This is a genomic window from Oceanobacillus sp. FSL K6-0251, assembly GCF_038004725.1.
Classification (GTDB): Bacteria; Bacillota; Bacilli; order Bacillales; family Amphibacillaceae; genus Oceanobacillus; species Oceanobacillus oncorhynchi.
Map to the genome: position 1 here is coordinate 1,227,191 of NZ_JBBORS010000001.1, position 19,039 is coordinate 1,246,229.

The 19,039-nt window shown below is 36.1% G+C and carries 20 protein-coding genes; 15 read left to right on the plus strand and 5 right to left on the minus strand.

Annotated features, from left to right (window positions below; all coding sequences use genetic code 11):
- The first annotated feature begins 42 nt into the window (after positions 1 to 42).
- The 7 genes from MKY45_RS06325 (at position 43) to MKY45_RS06355 (ending at position 6,506) form a co-directional block, all read left to right on the plus strand.
- Positions 43 to 3,996: a phage tail protein gene (locus MKY45_RS06325; RefSeq protein ID WP_341172708.1), complete on the plus strand. Its 3,954-nt coding sequence runs from the start codon at positions 43 to 45 to the stop codon at positions 3,994 to 3,996.
- Positions 3,993 to 4,442, plus strand: coding sequence for a hypothetical protein (locus MKY45_RS06330; RefSeq protein WP_341172709.1), 450 nt, complete (start codon positions 3,993 to 3,995; stop codon positions 4,440 to 4,442). Before MKY45_RS06325 ends, MKY45_RS06330 begins: the two co-directional genes overlap by 4 nt.
- Entirely contained in the window at positions 4,435 to 4,710 is a 276-nt protein-coding gene (locus tag MKY45_RS06335; protein WP_341172710.1) for a hypothetical protein, read from the plus strand. Before MKY45_RS06330 ends, MKY45_RS06335 begins: the two co-directional genes overlap by 8 nt.
- Before the next feature lie 73 nt (positions 4,711 to 4,783).
- Positions 4,784 to 5,017 carry a hypothetical protein gene (locus tag MKY45_RS06340; protein WP_341172711.1) on the plus strand — a complete coding sequence of 78 codons (234 nt, stop codon included), beginning with the start codon at positions 4,784 to 4,786 and terminating at the stop codon, positions 5,015 to 5,017.
- A gap of 98 nt (positions 5,018 to 5,115) precedes the next feature.
- A complete protein-coding gene (locus MKY45_RS06345; RefSeq protein ID WP_341172712.1) occupies positions 5,116 to 5,418 on the plus strand; it encodes a hypothetical protein in 303 nt (100 codons plus the stop codon).
- Positions 5,419 to 5,443: 25 nt separating this feature from the next.
- Positions 5,444 to 5,668, plus strand: a complete 225-nt coding sequence (locus MKY45_RS06350; RefSeq protein WP_341172713.1) for a phage holin — start codon at positions 5,444 to 5,446, stop codon at positions 5,666 to 5,668.
- Positions 5,669 to 5,726: 58 nt separating this feature from the next.
- Positions 5,727 to 6,506 (plus strand): N-acetylmuramoyl-L-alanine amidase, encoded by a 780-nt coding sequence (locus MKY45_RS06355; RefSeq protein ID WP_341172714.1) that lies wholly within the window; start codon positions 5,727 to 5,729, stop codon positions 6,504 to 6,506.
- Between the two features lie 370 nt (positions 6,507 to 6,876).
- Here the strand turns inward: MKY45_RS06355 and MKY45_RS06360 are convergent, their stop codons facing one another.
- Positions 6,877 to 7,014: an HIT family protein gene (locus MKY45_RS06360; protein WP_341172715.1), complete on the minus strand. Its 138-nt coding sequence runs from the start codon at positions 7,012 to 7,014 to the stop codon at positions 6,877 to 6,879.
- Between the two features lie 318 nt (positions 7,015 to 7,332).
- On the minus strand, positions 7,333 to 8,028 hold the full coding sequence (gene yycF / locus MKY45_RS06365; protein WP_341172716.1) for a response regulator YycF: 696 nt from the start codon (positions 8,026 to 8,028) through the stop codon (positions 7,333 to 7,335).
- A gap of 722 nt (positions 8,029 to 8,750) precedes the next feature.
- Here yycF and MKY45_RS06370 point away from each other — a divergent pair.
- A complete protein-coding gene (locus MKY45_RS06370) occupies positions 8,751 to 8,960 on the plus strand; it encodes a hypothetical protein (RefSeq protein ID WP_341172717.1) in 210 nt (69 codons plus the stop codon).
- A gap of 6 nt (positions 8,961 to 8,966) precedes the next feature.
- Here MKY45_RS06370 and MKY45_RS06375 read toward each other — a convergent pair whose 3' ends face one another.
- The 3 genes from MKY45_RS06375 to MKY45_RS06385 all read right to left on the minus strand — a co-directional run bounded on the left by MKY45_RS06375 (position 8,967) and on the right by MKY45_RS06385 (position 10,530).
- Entirely contained in the window at positions 8,967 to 9,497 is a 531-nt protein-coding gene (locus MKY45_RS06375) for a hypothetical protein (RefSeq protein ID WP_341172718.1), read from the minus strand.
- A gap of 312 nt (positions 9,498 to 9,809) precedes the next feature.
- Positions 9,810 to 10,097 (minus strand): hypothetical protein, encoded by a 288-nt coding sequence (locus MKY45_RS06380; RefSeq protein ID WP_341172719.1) that lies wholly within the window; start codon positions 10,095 to 10,097, stop codon positions 9,810 to 9,812.
- Positions 10,098 to 10,131: 34 nt separating this feature from the next.
- On the minus strand, positions 10,132 to 10,530 hold the full coding sequence (locus tag MKY45_RS06385; protein WP_341172720.1) for a hypothetical protein: 399 nt from the start codon (positions 10,528 to 10,530) through the stop codon (positions 10,132 to 10,134).
- A 116-nt stretch (positions 10,531 to 10,646) separates the two neighbouring features.
- On the opposite strand from MKY45_RS06385, the gene MKY45_RS06390 reads away from it, so the two are divergent.
- The 7 genes from MKY45_RS06390 to tkt all read left to right on the plus strand — a co-directional run bounded on the left by MKY45_RS06390 (position 10,647) and on the right by tkt (position 18,713).
- The gene (locus MKY45_RS06390) at positions 10,647 to 10,862 is read left to right on the plus strand and encodes a hypothetical protein (protein ID WP_341172721.1); all 216 of its coding nucleotides are present in this window, start codon (positions 10,647 to 10,649) and stop codon (positions 10,860 to 10,862) included.
- On the plus strand, positions 10,862 to 11,101 hold the full coding sequence (locus MKY45_RS06395; RefSeq protein ID WP_341172722.1) for a YolD-like family protein: 240 nt from the start codon (positions 10,862 to 10,864) through the stop codon (positions 11,099 to 11,101). The genes MKY45_RS06390 and MKY45_RS06395 overlap by 1 nt, the downstream gene beginning before the upstream one ends.
- A gap of 364 nt (positions 11,102 to 11,465) precedes the next feature.
- The gene (locus MKY45_RS06400) at positions 11,466 to 11,738 is read left to right on the plus strand and encodes a hypothetical protein (protein WP_341172723.1); all 273 of its coding nucleotides are present in this window, start codon (positions 11,466 to 11,468) and stop codon (positions 11,736 to 11,738) included.
- Positions 11,739 to 12,893: 1,155 nt separating this feature from the next.
- Positions 12,894 to 14,945: a BglG family transcription antiterminator gene (locus MKY45_RS06405; protein WP_256705887.1), complete on the plus strand. Its 2,052-nt coding sequence runs from the start codon at positions 12,894 to 12,896 to the stop codon at positions 14,943 to 14,945.
- Positions 14,942 to 15,223 carry a PTS sugar transporter subunit IIB gene (locus tag MKY45_RS06410; RefSeq protein ID WP_256705888.1) on the plus strand — a complete coding sequence of 94 codons (282 nt, stop codon included), beginning with the start codon at positions 14,942 to 14,944 and terminating at the stop codon, positions 15,221 to 15,223. The genes MKY45_RS06405 and MKY45_RS06410 overlap by 4 nt, the downstream gene beginning before the upstream one ends.
- Positions 15,224 to 15,255: 32 nt before the next feature.
- The gene (locus MKY45_RS06415; RefSeq protein ID WP_042532542.1) at positions 15,256 to 16,614 is read left to right on the plus strand and encodes a PTS ascorbate transporter subunit IIC; all 1,359 of its coding nucleotides are present in this window, start codon (positions 15,256 to 15,258) and stop codon (positions 16,612 to 16,614) included.
- Between the two features lie 104 nt (positions 16,615 to 16,718).
- A complete protein-coding gene (tkt, locus tag MKY45_RS06420) occupies positions 16,719 to 18,713 on the plus strand; it encodes a transketolase (RefSeq protein WP_042532544.1) in 1,995 nt (664 codons plus the stop codon).
- Positions 18,714 to 19,039 lie beyond the last annotated feature (326 nt).

Consider the following 19,039-nt stretch of genomic DNA (forward strand, 5'->3'; position numbering starts at 1 on the left):
TCGACACAAAAATTCAAATTCCTGCAAGAAAGGAGGAAACCAATGGCAGAATTATATATTTTTAGTCAGCATGAGACACCTTTAACAGTCATATCCGAATCTACAGGGCTTATCGAAACACATTACCGTATAGAGGTAAACAGTGTACCAGATGAGCCTTTTACTTTTGAAATTGAATCTGATCAGCCGATAGCGAAACACGTCAAAGAAGAAAATAAAGTAGTGTTCAAGGACCACGAAGGCGACTGGCGTTTGATGACAATTAAAGAAGTTGACGACAGTAACGATAGCAACGGACCAACTACCATAGCAACCTGCGAGCCAACATTTATAGCTGAATTAAATGACCATATCGTAGTAGAACGTCGTTTTGTTGACCAAACAGCGGATGTTGCATTAACTGCTGCAGTTGATGGCACACGTTGGCAATCAAGTGTTGAAGTCGAGCTTGGCAGAGCTACAACCAACTTTTATTATATATCCAGCGCAGAAGCGATTTGGGAAACTTTAGATACTTGGGGCGGAGAATTTAAAGATGTAGTTGAGTTTGACGAGATAACCAATGATATAAAAGGGTGCTACGTTAAGGTTATTCAACGTTTAGGCAGGGAGCAAGGACAGCGCTTGGAAATTGACCATAATACTACTGAAATAGGTCGTACAGTGCTTAGTTATCCCAAAACAGCATTATATGGACGCGGGGCTAGCCTTGAAACAGAAGGCGGAGGCAATACTAGGTATATTGATTTTGGCGATGTGGAATGGCGTACAACTCGAGGAGACCCTGTTAATAAGCCGTTAGGTCAAAAATGGGTAGGAGACCCGGAAGCACTAGATAAATACGGAATACTTGAAAATGGAGTAAAAAGGCATCGTGATGGAGAGTTTAGCAATCAAGACTATGAAGACCCGGAAGACCTATTAAAAGCAACATGGGAGGCTTTGCAAGATGCCAAAAGACCAGAAGTTAATTACCGATTATCCGTTGAATTAGTTGACGAAAAAGTCAGCCTAGGAGATACATGCCAGGCGATAGATAGAAAGTTTGCTAGACCTATCGAAGTTCAAGCGCGTGTTATTGCAATGGAATATGACCTAATGGATATCGAAGGCACAATGGTTGTTGAGATGGGACAGTTTCTTGATTTAGGAGACGATTTTAACGACCTCAATAAGAAAATAGAGGATATAAAAAATAATCCTCCGAAGCAACAGATTACTGAAGGTAGCTATCCAGACCGAAAACCCTCCATGCCTGTTAACTTGGAAGCCTATGGTGGTATGGAAGTTATTCAGCTCTACTGGCAGTATGCTGATGAAATGTTTATCAAGCATTACGAGGTCTATGGCAGTCGTACCGAGGACTTTGTGCCAGATACACAGCATCTTTTATGGCGCGGTGATGTCAGCGCCTTTGCGCATACGGTTGGCACAGATGAAGTCTGGTATTATCGCGTGAGAGCGGTCAATTACCACGGAAGACCGTCTGATTGGTCTGTACAGGTTCGAGCGGCAACTCACAGGGTATTGACAGAGGATATCATGTGGGGTCCAGAACTTGCTGAAAGAATGCGAGAATTACACCGTATCAGCGATATCATCGGTGAAAACGGCGTAGACTTTTACCAAATATCGCAGGAAGCCAAAGACTTAATTAATCAGCAGGCACGTATCTATACAGACGAGGAAATACAGATTACTCGAGAAGATGTGATGCGAGATATCAGTGAAATAGCAGATGACTTGGAATTTATAGATGGTCAACTTGTAGATAAGGTCAATATTGGTGATGTTTATACTATCGAAAATATCGATGACATGTTTGAAAATACAGTTAGCATCACAACTTATGAAACGGATAAAGAAGGCATAGTAAAAGATCTAGAACATCAAGAAAGTCTTATCCGACAGAACGAACGCGAAATTATAAACCGGGTAACTGAAACAGAATTTAATGAAGAGTCACGGTTTTTAAGGGATTCTATAGCTGAAGTTGGAGTGTATGCGTGGGGGATAGAGCAGGCGGTTTCTAGTATTGAGATTGGCGGGAGAAATTTATTAACAAATACTAATCCAATAACGGAGATACGGGGTTATCCTGAAGCAGGAACATCACCTTCTTTAACTCAAGATATAGAAGTGTCTGAATGGAATGTTGGTGATGCTACACAGGTTTATTCCAATGCCGGTAATTCAATTTATACTTTAAAAGCTTTTTTTCAATGGGATGCTTGGGATTTAGGAATGGTTTCAGGAGAGGAATACACTGTTTCTATTTATGTAAAAAATGATAGAGAACATCCTATATCTGTTAGATTTAACGGGATGATTGATAAAGACAACAATATTCCTGTTTTTGAATTGGATGGTAACGAAGCCAAAAGAATTGTATTTACAGGTAAGAAAAATGATGGAAATCTAATTCAGATACAATTTCGAACACACCATGCTAATTTTTGGTTGAGATGTTTTGTTTGGGGAGCCCAAATAGAAAAAGGCAATAAGGTATCTGATTATAGTCCAAATTACAAAGATATGGATAGTAGAATGGTTGTCGCAGAATCAACCATACGTCAACTTGAAGATGACATTTTATTAAAAGTAAACGTCGATGAAATTGTATCTGAAATCAACATCAATCGTGAAGGCATACGATTATCCGGCGCATTAATCCACCTAAACGGATTATCACTTATCGATGAAGCAATTATCCAAAATGCCCATATAGCCGATGGCACGATTGAGAGAGCTAAGTTAGAAAGAGCCATCATAGGCACAGCGCAGATAGATGATTTAGCCGTTACAAGCGCAAAAATTGCAAGTGTTAATGCCGATAAAGTTAACGCGGCTAGTTTATCTGCGATTACTGGTAACATGGGTACGCTTCGTTCCGGCAGATTGCTATCCAATAATAACAATATGGATTTAAACCTTAATACAGGTAACCTCACCATGCGTAACGCACATTTTACGCTTGGCAGCGGGGCGAGAATTGATTTTACAAACGTATCTAACAGGATTCAGTACGCTGATACAGAAGGCGGAGTTACTCGTTCTTCTGGTTTTGGTGTGGGTAAATCATTGTCAGGATATCCATTTGCTTATTCAGGTACAACGGGGGCATCGAACTTAGATACGCTATCACCTTACTATAGTGGCGCTATTTGGAATACGACTAGAGCAATCGCTGATGGCGGGGAAAATAGTATCAGTGGTTATCGATTCCAGTTTAGAGCCGAGGCAGTCAACTTTGATAAAGGTATTGACATCGACTTTAACGGTTCACCGACTATCCGGCCAATCAATGGCGGTGCGTATAATTATGATTTAGGCACACCGGCTAACAGATTTAATCAACTGTATGTAAATGTAATCAGAGGTAACAGCACAGTTCAAATACGCGATGCTTATGGGCTGGGTGGTTGGTCATTTTCCACAGATTGGAACAGTGGTGAAAATCTATTTATTACTGGATTAAACTCCGGAAGTTACAACTACAATCTTGGAAGGTCATCTAATTATTTGACCTATGTTTACGTAAATTCTGTGCGTGCTAACTACCTGCATGGCGCATTGCAAGGTAACTCTGCCCGTAAATTTAAAAAGAACGAAGGCACGATGGATTTAGCGGATAGCTTAGAATTTATCCGTAATGCCAAGATAGTGACCTTTGACTGGCGCCGGGATGAGAGGATGAAATTTAACAAAGACAATCCACAGACCATGTACGACAGGCAAGTCGGGTTTATTATCGATGATTTGAAAATGCGGAACGACTATCTTGTAAAAAACGATGAGGAAACGATCAAAAAAGATAATATCCTGTTTATGCATCAGCATGTTATCCAAGATAATTTAAGACGTTTAGATAGCATAGACGAGGAACTAAACTGGCAACGGATCGAGTATCAATATATCAATAATGAGGTAACCAAATTAAAAAAAGAAAACAAAGCGCTCAAGCAAAGAGTAGCACAATTGGAGGAATCAGCATGACAATCAAATTAACTTATGGAGATATCCGCATTATCAATAATTTTTTAGTACAATCACTCAATCCGAAAAAGGAGAAGTCAATTCATCGGATGCGTGTTGTGAAGGCACTGGAAGAAAAGCAAAAGCAGGTGGCAGAAGAATCCAACGAATTGATGAAAGAGTTTGCCAAGCTGGACGATGAGGGTGAGGTTGTTTATCTTGATGATGGACAGCCTGCCATTAAGGATAAGCGTGCCTTCAACAAGGCGCAAGTTGCTCTGTTAGAAGAGGATTTTGTCCTTGATGATAAGAACCTTCAATCAGCGTTAAATACCGTCAAAAAGCTTGTCAATGATTATGGGAAGGAGCTGGTTGGCGAAGATGCTATTGCGCATTTTACTTTAGTAGATGCTTTTGAAAATGCAGAGGAGCAAACCAAAGAGGAGGAGAATGATAGTGATGAATAATTACGAATTTACTGAATCAAGCTCACGCAACATTGAAGTCGATGGCGAACAGGTCAGATTAATTAATTTCCGCGGTACTGAACCGAGGGACGACAGTGGAGACAGGGAGCGTCTTAATATTGACGGTGCGATCATCGTCCCAATGATGGATTATTTCCAAGCTGGAATGAATGGTGACTTGCCAGAATTGATTAAAGAAAAGGTGCTGGAACGATTGACAGCCAGAGAACAGGAAAATGAAGAGGAAGAAAACAACGACGCTGAATAAGCGTTATTTTTTATGCAGGATTTCCGTCTTTTTTGTCGAATTATAACAAAGAACAAAAAGAGGAAAGGAATGCATGAAGATTAAATTGATAGTTTCCGAGATTATTGATTTAGAAATAACTGACAAAGATAATTATTTAGTAGTTATGGAAACATTTACTACAGCAACCGATATTCCTTTTCAAGTTGCAGTAATGAAATATGATGGAGTACATGATCTACATGGTTTAAAAAATATTAGTTCAACATCAGAAATGGAATTAATGGAGATAGCAGAGAGAGAAATCGAAAAACAACTTAAAAAATAAATATTTATTGAGCACCAATTCAAAGTATAATCTGGTGTTTTTAAAGAGGTTAGCACTGTGCTAGCTTCTTTTTTATGTCTGAAAACAGGGGGTCGAGCATGACAGTCGAATTCAGTATTTTAATATCAATAGCATCAATTATTATTGCTTTTTTAGGATATCAATTAAATAAGCAAAAGCAACAAACAGAGCATCAAAAAAATGTGAAAAATGATGCTACGAGAGAGGCAGTTATTGAAACAAAGCTAGATAATATCGGTAATGGCGTTGAAAACATAAGGATCGATTTGCGAGCCAATGCGAGAGAAATTGGCGCATTAGGTGAACGGGTAACTAGGGTAGAAGAGTCAAGTAAACAAGCGCATAAGAGAATTGATGCAATCAGTCCAGACAAGGGCTGATTTTTTATATAAGGAGGTGACACAGATGGACAAAGGAACAATCATAAGAACAGTTGCATTAGTAATTGTTTGGGTAAACATGCTGTTATCTAATTATGGGTTACAGCCAATTCCGGTTGTTAGCGAGGATATTATTGCAGAAGTATTAGCTGGTGCAGTTACGGTCTGGACATGGTTTAAAAATAACTATATTACATGGAAAGGCAAGCAGCAGAAGGAAGTATTGCAAAAAAATTATTTAACCAAGTAAAGAGTAGCTACAGCTGCTCTTTTTCTATATAAAAAATTATTTTAGGAGGAATTTAATTATGTCAAAAATTTATTTAGATCCAGGACACGGCGGAACAGATCCAGGTGCAGTTGCAAATGGCTTGCAGGAGAAGGTGCTTACTTTAAAAATCGCACTAAAAACACGAGACATTTTAAATCGTGATTATGAAGGGCATACCATTCGTATGAGTAGGACAAGCGACATAACTCGTAGTCTTGCACAACGCACCAATGATGCAAACAGCTGGGGTGCTGATTACTTTGTATCCATCCACATTAATGCTGGAGGCGGTACGGGCTATGAGGACTATATTTATAATGGAGGCGTATCTAATAATACGGTAACGTATCGTGATAAGCTTCATGCAGAAGTTATGAAGCAAGTCGATTTTAACAATCGTGGTAAAAAACGAGCTAATTTCCATGTGTTACGTCAGTCGAGTATGCCAGCAGTTTTAACAGAAAATGGCTTCATTGATACGACAGCAGATGCAAATAAGTTAAAATCTGATACCTACCTTGACCGCATTGCCTTAGGACATGCTAATGGTATCGCTCAAGCTCTTGGATTGAAGAAAAAGTCTGGTGGTGGTAATAATGGGGGCTCTGGCAAGCAAGGTTACGTTGAGGTCATCACGCCGTCCTTATGGACTTACAACACTGCTAACTGGAATGATCGTGCCGTTATTGTTAATCAAGGAGAAGTTTTTACTGTGGTAAAAGATAAATTTAAAGTTGGTAATGGATATATGTATCAGCTTAAGAGTGGATTGTATATCACTGCCAGCACGCAGTATGTAAGGTATTATACTAGATAAAAAACAAGCCCTCACTACCACTTTGTGGGGGCTTTAAAAACTTAAGCGACGTTAAGAATTGGTCTGTTTATCTTTCAGCACTCTATACACTCTTCATTCTTGATAGTATTTTTACTGATCTTTCGACGAACATTTAAATGATAAAAGATGTTCATATACTTTGTCTAAATTATCATTTAGTGCAGCTATTTTATCTGTATCTAGTTTAAAATGTATTTGATCATTTTTTTGCCTAGGCATTATATGAAAATGAAGAGGGTTATTATGTTGGCTGGCTGAATCGCCATTTGCTTGCACAATTGAATAATCATTACATAGTCCTGATTGAATCAGTAAATTCGAAACATTGATTAGAGATTCCATCAAGGCATTAGAAATACGGACAGACTAATACATGTCCTTTTGCAGCAGGGTTAATATCCAGAAACGCAGTTACATCTTTACTTTGGTAAATTATATAGGCTGGTTTATTTTTATTAACGATTTGGCAGAATACACATTTTTCCATAATTTAATTTAAATCCTCCCCTTTTGAAGCATTTCGATAGATTATTTTAAATCTTTATCCAAATCAAATTTCCCCCTCATTACTGCATTCTTCTCTTATTGTTTATACGAACAGGAAAATTGTGCCATAATATAGTCGATAAAAACACTATTTCATTAGAACAAAACACTTATAAATCGAGTTGGAGTCTGACCAGTATTGGTCATCAAGTGCCCTATCTAGAGGATGATCTAAGTTATTTTCAAAATAAGAAGCACTTCCAACAATTGCAAAATTAATTGAGTACATATTATCACACTTCATTATGCCTTACTCCTGTCAAGGTCTGCGCAGATAATATCCGACACCTCTTTTTGTTACAATCCATAATGGGTTACTAGGGTTATCTTCAATTTTTTCACGCAGACGACGAACAGTCACATCAACGGTGCGCAAATCACCAAAGTAATCATAACCCCATACTGTTCTTAATAAGTGCTCACGTGTCATGACTTGCCCAATATGACGCGCTAAATAATATAATAGTTCAAATTCAAGATGTCTTAATTCAGCCTTTACACCTTTACGAGAAGCAACATATGCTTCAGGATATATGACTAAATCACCAATCACAATATCCTTCGGTGTTTTCGCCGGCTCTTCTATCAGGACATTTTCACGTCGCAAATTTGCCTTCACACGAGCGATTAATTCACGATTGCTGAATGGTTTGGTCACATAATCATCTGCACCCAGTTCTAATCCGAGTACTTTATCAAATTCAGCATCTTTTGCAGTCAGAATGATAATAGGGACTCTTTGTGTTTTACGTACCTCACGCAATACTTCATTTCCGTCTTTTCCAGGAAGCATGGTATCTAATAGAATAAGATTAGGACGATCTGCTTCTGCAAGCTCAATCGCTGTATCTCCATCATTTGCTACCACTACCTGGTACCCTTCTTTTTCTAAATTAAATTGTAATATATCAGCAATTGGCTGTTCATCGTCGACGATTAATATTTTTTGACTCATTGTTTGTACATCCTTTTAAGTTAAGTAAAGATTAAAAATACTCAGTTAAAAAATTATGTGAAAAATTATACCACAATATGTTAATAAAAACATCATTTCTCAAATAAAATAAGAAAAACCCTCAAATAAATAAGGGCAATCATGAAGTTGCCTTTTTCTTCTTTGCAGGCGTCTTCGTAGACTTTTTGGCAGCAGTTTTCTTTTTTTGTTGCTTGTTTTGGCTTAGATTTATCATTTTTAGCTCTGTCTAGCGACTCTTAAAGCACGTTCATGGAGATTTAAAACCAACCACATTCACAATCGGAAACGCAGTAGAACGAATACGAGAGATAGGCTGCCCGTTTGAAAGTTATTATAAGATAGGGAAAAAACAAAAACTGGATAAAGTTTTGAAAATGGTAAAAGAGTAAAAAGTCTTTACTTGGTTGTGGGGGCTTTACAAAATAAAAAATCTTAAGCTATAATGTCACCGTAGAGTTGCAGGTGATCTAATACCTCCATCGTTAGTATTTGACTAACTGTAACGCTGCAAAAAGACGTCCGATTATGCGGGCGTCTTTTTTATTTTGTCATACTAATACACGTGAACCTATGTTTGTATCAAAAATGTGTTGTCTACTATTAGCTTTGTCCAAACTCTCTTTCTTATATTGCGTATATTGATTGAGAAAGGAGTGATAGAGCTATGTGTTACTATTATGACCCATGTAAGAAGAAATACGATGATCATTGTAAATGTCGTTGCCACAAGAAAAAAGAATATGATTATGGTTATGATTATAATTGGTGTAAAAAAGACGACCATTATGATAATCATAACAAATGCCGAAAAAATTGCTGCAAAAGTCGTTGTAAGAAAAAATCCAGTCATTGTTTTGATGAATTCTGGTAAAAAAATAAGCCCTCAAGCTTGTGGGGGCTTTACATACTAGGCGTATTCATGACCCGTGTAGTTTCGCTTGATTTCTAGCATCAATGGCTTGTTCTTCTGTATTGAAGGTACCCACATATTTTTGCTTTCCATTTTTAGTTATTATGACTCTAAATTTATTGTTTCTTGGGTAAATGTTTTTAAGTCCATCGTTTCCATTACAACCACAACTCTTAGTGTTCCCGCCAGTCAAATTAGAGGTTACTACTTTAATTTTCTTGCCACAATCGCACTTGCATAACCATTTATTTCTATTTTTAGATTTACCTGTTTTCTTTAAAGCGGTTAACATGCCAAATCTTTTTCCAGCAATATTAGACTTCTTAGCAACCTTGGAAGCAGTTATTTCAGATACTAATTCCCTCTGTAAACAACCGCAGGACTTACTTTGTCCTTGTCTCAATAGATTTTGATCCACATTTGTATAATTACCACAATCACACAAACAACGCCAGCGTCTGTTTCTGTTTTTCTTTTCTATTTCATGCAAAACTTCAAGTCTCCCAAAACGCTTCCCGGTCAAATCAATTTTAGCCATTATTAGGTCATCACGTCCTGTTATTATATTATTTCTAGTTACTATATAACACTTCATTATATTATCCAATGATTTTAGCTGTCTGAGTAATAAATAAAAAATAGGCAGAAGGAATCTACCTATTTCAACGCCTATCCACATATTGTTTTGTTAGCCCCAAAATAGCCCCAAATTGATATATTATTATATGCTTTCTTACGTTTTAATATTATATAAAACTTCTTTTCCGATATTGCGTATATTGATCGAGAAAGGAGTGAAATTCGAAGAAGGAATAAAAAAACCCCCAGTTATGTGAGGGTTTTACATATTTTAGATTTTAACTTTATTTATAAAGAAGTCTAGCCAATAATTTAATGCTTGACCAGTTATGCGATTATGATAAATTTCATCACGTTCTTTGCTATATTTAAATTCATTAATTTCTATTTTGGAGATAAAAACAATGGTTTCTCCATCCTCATCGATAATTTTCTTTTTTTGGTAATCATCAATGTAAGGTGAATTTCCCTCTAGTTCATGCGCTAATTTAACTTCTTTTTTTAAATGATTTTCATGTATTTTTATTTTATCTAAAAACAATCTATATTTTTCTGTCATATAATGTTACTCCTTTTTGTAGTATTGCGGTATCTTAATTTAGCTTATCATACCAATCCAAAGGATTCATCATTTCCACATTTCTTATTTCTTCAAGAATACAACAGGTAGTCCTTCCATCTTTGAGTTTTAAATGAATTTGACCTTCTGCGTACCCATCCACTTTGCATTGAAGATCTTTATAATATAGTCCGTTTTGCATTACGTTTGCCTGGATTAAAACAGGATAGGAATTTATAAATGCCTTATTCAATACTTCTGAAATTGCATCCTCCGTCATTTCTTCTTTAGGCTTCACTTCTTCATATCCGTTTAATTCTTTTTTGAGTGCATCCGTATGGTCAGCTAAAATCATCCCTTGCCACTTAAGGACACCCCTATCCTTGTAACCGTACATCTCCGGTGTCACATACGTTATAGCTACATTTTCCATTCCAACCCATCCTTTCTTGTTAAAAAATAACAGTACACTTGTTCTTGTTTTTGTGATACATTTATAATATAACCAGAACAAACATTCGTCAAACGGCAATTTTTGGAGGGATAATTATGATTGGATTTTTAACAAGTACAATGAACGGAAAAGATAAAATCATGATTTATTATATGGATAGCAAAGGTAAGGTTAGTCAACGCATTATAAGAGTAGTGGGGTTAGATGATAAAAGAGTTCTTGCTTACTGCTATTATCGCAAACAGGTACGCAGCTTTAAATTAGAAAATATCCTGTCATGTGGCCAAGCGAAAAGGGGCATTGGTGCATAATGGAAAAGCCTGTATTGGATTTAGATCAATTAGAATACAACGGAAGTATGATATATGACGCTTACAAGCAAGGGGCAAAGGTAAATATTAAATATTTTAAAGATGATAACTTTCATGAAATAACTTGTTACATAGACAAACCTATGAACATTTGGGATATGGTGGTTAGATGTTCCAATGATGAGGATAGAGAAATTGATATTCCGTTTAATTGGATAGTGCAAGTGATAAAAGTGTAAATTATCAAAAAATATATACTTATTATGCATTCTGTATGTTATAATTTACCTATTCCTATATAATCCTTTTGTTTATTTTTTTAACGATATATTATGTTATCTCATTTTTATGTAGGAACAAAAAGACGCACTACAAGGACGGTGCGTCTTTTTTATTTGGTTATAATTTAACGTTCACCCACGTATTATTTATAGCCCCAACCCAGACCAGATTCTATCATAAATCTATACTTTAAGATACTCTTTATTATGTTTTGTTTGATAATTTAAATTCTGCTAACATTTATTATAGAAGAGAAAATTCTTTCTAAGTAGAATATAAAGTATATAGGAGTAGAATATAAAGTATATAGGAGGTGAAAATTTGTTTCCAACTGGAGAGATAAAAATTTCATTAGATGAGAAAGCTTTAAGAGATTTCGTTGAACAAGAAGTTAGTAAGCAAATTCATCAGCAATTGGTGCTTATAGACATCAATAAATTAGCTGAGGTCACTTGTATGTCGGTGAAATATTTGGAAGATGAAATTCTTCGTGATCCAAGAATGAGGGTACATGAGGTCCGTAAGAATAGAAAGCGTTGGTGGATTGCGCAACCAGCATTTAAAGCAATAGTGGACATTGTGTCTGAATGGTAATAAAAAAATAATACGTGGACAGGCGTTTCGGGGATAAACCATGCATAACGGTACATAAAAGGATACAGTAAATGATTTTATAGAACAGACTTAAAGAGAGGGGAGACCTCTCTTTTAAATTGTGATATAATTTATTGAAAATAAAACACAAAATTACTTATAGGAATATAAAAGAAAGTGTTACAGTATTCATATAATATGGATGACCGTATTTTGACCACTAATTATTTAAAAAGTAATACCAATGATTATAAAAATTATTTAAATACCTTTAATATATTCGCTACATAATAGGTAATTAAAAGACAATAGAAGTAAAAATATCAAAGTGGTTCATGCCTGGGATGATGTAATTATCCCGCCTTGAATATTGATATAGAAGGGTTTTGGAGCTTTATAGTGTTGATGAAACTCTAAAAATATCACAAAAAGGTAACATTTTATTTTAAAATAATATCTTGAAGGACGTTTTCGTATAAAGTTTTCACTTTTGCGGAAGCGTCTTTTTTTATTTTCTTTGTGACATGTGTATAAATTCTTATTGTAGTTGGCATATCATCATACCCTACTTTTTCCATGATAGTTGCTAAGTCACCCCCTTGCTCTGTTAACATACTTACATGAGAGTGGCGGAATATATATTGTGTTGCGTACTTTTAATATTTGTATAAGCTAAAAGTCGCGTCATTCGAGTGTTAACATTTTTTGTATAAATGGATAACCGTCAACATAGTAAAAACAAAATTTGCATCATGAAACTCCTCTAATCTATCTTTAAATACGGATTGAGTTTTTAGTTGTCTTTTTTATGACTACGCAATAAATTCATGATTTCTTTCCTGATTTCAAATGTTCGAATAGAACCGTCTGTTTTTGGGGAGATCAAAACATACTTTCTTATACTATTATCTTCATTATATAAAGTTTTGGTTATCTTTATTTCATTTTTATTGAAATTGATAACAGACCATTTCAAGGCTAACGGAATCAACATTATATTTAGACGTTGAAAGTGCTGAGAGTACCTTAGAATTAGAATCAATTCCAGAAAAGGAAAGCACAATCTATGTCAATATATTCATCATAAGTTGTGCCTAAACGTTGTTGTGACAATGTTGTAAGCGTTTTATAATTATATTGAGAGGTGATAGTAACATGTTAGATCAGCGCTCGATTCGACTAGTTGAAGAATTAATGAACCATGAGCAGATTACAAAGCTGGAGTTGATGCAACAGTTAAAATTATCTGATCGACAGTTGATGTATGATTTTGAGAAGGTAAATGGAATTTTGGAAGATTGCAACATTCCGAAGTTAAAAATTAGCCACCAACGCTTTCAAATCTCGAAAGAAGCCAGAGAGATTTTAAGAGAAAAATTACATTCTGATAGGAGCATAGGACAATATAATTTTTCAGAGGATAACCGATTTTACATGATTTATCTCTATGTTTATATCCGAAAAGAGCCTGTATCTAATTTTCACTTGCAATCTCTGTTTAAAGTAAGTAAAAATACCGCATTAAGTGATGTACGCAGGTTGAAAAAGCATTGTCAGGAAAAAGGACTGACCTTCAGGTACAGCCGAAATGAAGGATATTGTATTGAAGGAAATGAGATGGAGAAGCGGAGAAGCGTCATTTCATGCATCCATCAATTATTAAGCCAATCTATGGGAGAAGAATTTATCATTTATATTCTTAGAGCATGGGATCAGGAAAATTTTTTAAACCGGACAAATGATGTCATGCAAAAATGGCTTGCAGAACACGGGGTGCAATTAGTAAAAACAAGAAAAATTGAATTGATTTATTATTTTACATTTTTTCAAGCAGGTGAAAAAGGAGTCCTATTCTTTTCAGAGAATGAGAAGAAGCTGTTAGAAAATCAATCATTATTTTGTTTGGTAAGTTCTCTTTTCAAACAGCTGTATGGAGAAGACAGCTCTGAAAACGAAATATATCTGATAACGATTTTATTATTAACAGCAATCGAACATATTCAACGAGTTGACAACCCAGGACTTTTAACATTATCTGAGAAGATTATTGAAGAATTTGAAAAAAATACGCTCCTTCCTGTGAAGAATAAACAGCTTTTAAAAGAGAGTTTGTTTAATCATTTAGTGCCTGCATATTTCCGAATTTTATTTGAAATTCCTTTTCATAATCCGTTGTCAACGACGATTCAATCAGAGTATGCTGAGCTATTCCAATTTGTAAAACGCTCCTTGTCGCCATTAGCAAGTTGGACAAAAAAAGAAATAAGCGATGATGAAATTGGATTCTTCACCATGCATTTTGGCAGTATTATTGATCGCCAAAATACAATGGAGATTGGGCGAATTACCGGATTAATTGTCTGTGCAAATGGAATCAGTTCATCCATGATGCTGGCTTCTCAGCTGAAAGAATTGTTTCCTGAAATTTATTTCTCTGAGGTGTTTAATGGGGATCAATTTACAGATATATCTGTACAAAACTATGATTTAGTATTTTCAACCATACCGGTAGAATCTCCAAAGCCGACATTTGTAGTGAAGCCTTTGATGACCCTGGTGGAGAAAAAACATTTACTACAATCGGTTTATAGACATTTTCCTAATTTATCGAGTCAATCAAAGCATTTGATGATTGATGAGATTATGAGTGTTATCAAAAAAAATGCAACAGTCACCAATGAAGAAAAACTGTACGGAAATCTCGTTCAATTATTTTACGCAACAAGTAATCAGAAAGAGGTGTATAAACCGATGTTATCCGAATTACTAACCGAAGATATGATTCAATTTACTGAAGAGAAACTTGACTGGGAAGAAGCAATTCGTAAAGCTTCTATTCCATTACTTGATCAGCATATTATTCAAGAATCATATGTAGAGGCGATGATAAAAAATGTGAAAGAATTAGGAACTTACATCCATGTTGGCAAGGGTGTAGGTATTCCACATGCAAGACCTGAAAATGGTGTGAATAAATTGGGGATGTCGCTGCTGAAGTTAAAACAGCCCATTGCATTATTAGGTAAAGAGGATCATCAAATTGATGTATTCATTTGCTTAGCTGCAGTGGACAATGAAGCGCACTTAAAAGCTTTGGCCCAGTTAACCAAAATATTAGGGAATAAAACTTTAATTACCCGTTTAAAAGAAACAAAATCTATAGATGAAATTATATCTATTATCCAAGAAGGAGAGAAGGTATTATGAAATTTTTAACAGTGTGTGGGTCAGGATTAGGTACAAGTTTTATGGTAGAAATGAATATTAATCAGATTCTACAAGAATTAGGTGTAGAAGGTATAGAGGTTGCTCATTCAGATTTGAGTTCTGCAACGCCTGGAGATGCGGATGTCTTTTTCCTTGCTAAGGATATTGCTGATGGCGGAGGTCATTTAGGTGAGATTGTGGTTTTAGAAAGTATTATTGATATGGATGAGCTGCGTGAAAAAGTAGAGAAAGTGGTGCGTGAAAAAGGTTATCTATAAAAACTGCTTAACTGAAAAAGGAGGTTTTCCATATGAGTACAATGATTGATATTTTAAGTGAACCGGCAATACTCGTAGCTTTAATTGCTTTAATTGGATTAATTGCTCAGAAGAAAGGTCTTGCGGATACTGTAAAAGGAACGACAAAAACCTTTGTTGGTTTCCTCGTCATTGCAGCTGGTGCTGGTATTCTATCCGGGTCATTAACGCCGTTTGGTGCCATGTTTGAAGAAGCTTTTAATGTGTCTGGAGTAGTACCAAATAATGAAGCTGTTGTAGCTTTGGCGTTAACCGAGTATGGAACAACAACAGCCCTGATTATGTTTTTTGGGATGATCGTTAATATATTAATTGCCCGTTTCACCAGGTATAAATATATCTTCTTAACCGGACATCACACGCTTTATTTAGCTTGTATGCTGGCAGTTATTATGGCAGTTGCCGGTTTCGACACATTCGGGTTAATTGCAGCAGGATCGGTAGCTTTAGGGATAGTAATGACATTATCCCCAGCAATTTTACAGCCTTTCATGCGTCAATTAACGGGAAACGATAATGTTGCGTTAGGTCATTTCAGTGCTGTTGGATATGCTGCGAGCGGATTAGTTGGAAAACTATTTAAAGGGAGTAAAGAAAATTCTACAGAAAATATTAAATTTCCGAAAGGTTTAGGTTTTTTACGCGATAGTACAGTAAGTATTGCTTTAACGATGGTAGTAATGTACTTGATTGTTGCATTTTTTGCTGGACCAACATTTATTGAAGCAGAATTAAGCGGGGGCACAAATTTTCTTGTATTTTCATTAATTCAAGCAGGTACATTTGCTGCAGGGGTTTACGTTATTCTTTCAGGAGTACGTCTAGTTCTAGCAGAAATTGTACCAGCATTTAAAGGTATCTCTACAAAGCTTGTTCCAAATGCAAAACCTGCATTGGATGTACCGATTATTTTCACTTATGCACCTAATGCCGTGTTAATTGGTTTTTTTGCAAGTTTCATAGGCGGTATTGCAAGTATGGTAATCATGATTTTCTTAGGAGGAGTAATTATCCTTCCTGGTGTAGTTCCTCACTTTTTTACTGGAGCAGCAGCTGGAGTGTTTGGTAATGCTACTGGCGGGTTTAAAGGATCGGTAGCAGGTTCATTTGTAAACGGGATTATTATTTCCTTCTTGCCAGTATTCTTAATGCCGGTACTTGGAGATTTAGGTTTTGCAAATACAACCTTCTCTGATGCAGATTTTGGCGTATCAGGTATCTTCTTTGGAAGTCTGGCAAACTATGCAGGGCCGATTGCAATTACGGTTAGCTTGGCAGTAATTATTCTTCTGATGATTATTCCAGGAAAAAAGAAAAATAGTAATCGATCAGAAGAAACGAAAGTAGGTTAAGCAAAAAGTACGTTGTAGAACAAGTACATATAGTTGGAAAATATATGCACTTGTTCTATCACATCATAAAAGAGAGTTAATCTTATATTGGAGGTAGATTTTTAATGACAACGAAAGATTATACCATTTCTGAACTATCCATCAATACCATTCGAACATTAACAATTGACAGTGTAGAGAAAGCTCAGCATGGGCATGCAGGAATGCCAATGGGAGCGGCACCAATGGCATATGCATTATGGAAAAAACATTTAAGTATTAACCCGGAAAGCCCAAGCTGGTTTAATCGCGATCGATTTGTGCTTTCTGCTGGGCATGGGTCTAATCTTCTCTATAATTTATTACATCTATCTGGGTATCCTATTACTATCGAAGATTTAAAGCAGACCAGGCAGTGGGGCAGTAAAACACCTGGTCACCCGGAATATGGAATTACTCCTGGAGTAGAGGCAACCACAGGTCCACTGGGTCAAGGTATTCCAGTAAGTGTTGGAATGGCAATTGCAGAAAAGCATTTAGCTGAAATATATAACAAGCCTGACTATAAAATGATAGACCATTATACGTATACGATTTGTGGTGATGGCGATTTAATGGAAGGTGTTTCCTATGAAGCTATTTCCCTTGCAGGACACCTTCAATTAGATAAACTTATTGTTCTCTACGATTCTAATGATATCAGTTTAGATGGCGATTTAGATATTTCGTTTAGCGACCATATTCAAAAACGTTTTGAAGCAGCTTGTTGGCAGTATCTAAATGTTGAAGACGGTAATGATGTAGAAGCAATTACAAAAGCAATTGAAGAGGCGAAACAAGATAAGGAACGTCCAACTGTTATTGAAATAAAAACGACAATTGGATATGGCTCTCCGAACTTACAAGGAACACATCATGCACATAGTGACCCATTAGGTAAAGAGGAAATTGAACGTACGAAAGAAGTATACGGATGGGAATATGAACCGTTCCATGTACCAAAAGAAGTATATGAGGATTTTGCAACAATTAAAGAAAATGGAAAGACCGCTGAAGAGAAATGGCATAAAATGTTTGAAATCTATAAAACGGATTATCCTGAACTTGGAGAACAGTTAAACCGCATTGTAAAAGGAGAGTTAGCTGATGATTGGGATATAGATCTTCCTACGTATTCCTCAGAAGATACACTTGCAACACGTGTTGCATCAGGTAGTACATTGAATAAATTAGCAGAAAAGCTACCTGAATTAATAGGTGGATCTGCAGACTTAGACTCCTCTACGAAAACACGTTTAACAAATGAGGGAGATTTTAAAAGAGGTCAATATCAAGGAAGGAACTTGCGTTTTGGAGTTCGTGAGTTTGCAATGGGAGCGATTGCTAATGGTTTAGCACTTCATCACTTGCGCCCATTTATTAGTACTTTCTTTGTATTTTCTGATTATTTACGTCCGGCTATCCGTTTAGCATCATTAATGGAGCTCCCAGTGACTTATGTGTTCACACATGATTCTGTTGCGGTAGGACAGGATGGTCCAACACATCAACCAATCGAGCATTTAGCATCTTTCCGCGCAATGCCAGGATTGTCCGTTATCCGCCCGGCAGATGCAAATGAAACGAAAGAAGCTTGGAAACTTGCAGTAGAAAATACTTCTCAACCAACGATGCTTGTTCTTGGCAGACAAGGTTTACCTACACTGAAGAATTCCGCAGAACTTGCTAAAGATGGCGTGAGAAAAGGTGCTTATGTGGTTTCTAAATCGGTACAAGAACCAGAAGGAATTTTAATTGCTGCCGGTTCAGAAGTCAACCTAGCTATTGAAGCCCAAAAAGAATTAGAAAAGCAAGATATATTTGTTAATGTGGTAAGTATGCCAAGCTGGGATCGCTTTGAAATACAATCGGAAGCCTATAAAGAGAGTGTTCTTCCAAGAGGTATAAGAAAACGTGTTTCTATTGAGATGGGCTCTAAACTTGGATGGAGAGAATATGTTGGAGATAGCGGGATTGTAATGAGTATTGATTCATTTGGGGCCTCAGCTCCTGGTAACGAGGTTATTGAAAGGTATGGATACACTATAGAAAATGTAGTTAATACGTATAAGTGTCTTTGAAGGAAATAAGTCTGGCTCAAAAGTATTTTGAACTGGCAAATTTTAAACTTATGATTTGCAGGTAATGGTTTCAGAAGTTATTTCCATTGACGAATAAGTAAACCAATTTATAAAAGCAAAACTAAGGGGTTCACCAAAAACTTTGGGAATGCCTTAGTTTTTTATGCTGATATATTGTACGGTGTGTCTTCTGCATTTTGTTGTTTCTTAAATAATTCTTGCCCTGTGTTCAAGTATTGTTCCTTTATTTAAATTGAAATTTTATGTCTAAATAATGGCATATTTTCTCAAGCACCTTGCTATATACGATAATGACTTTCAGAAAT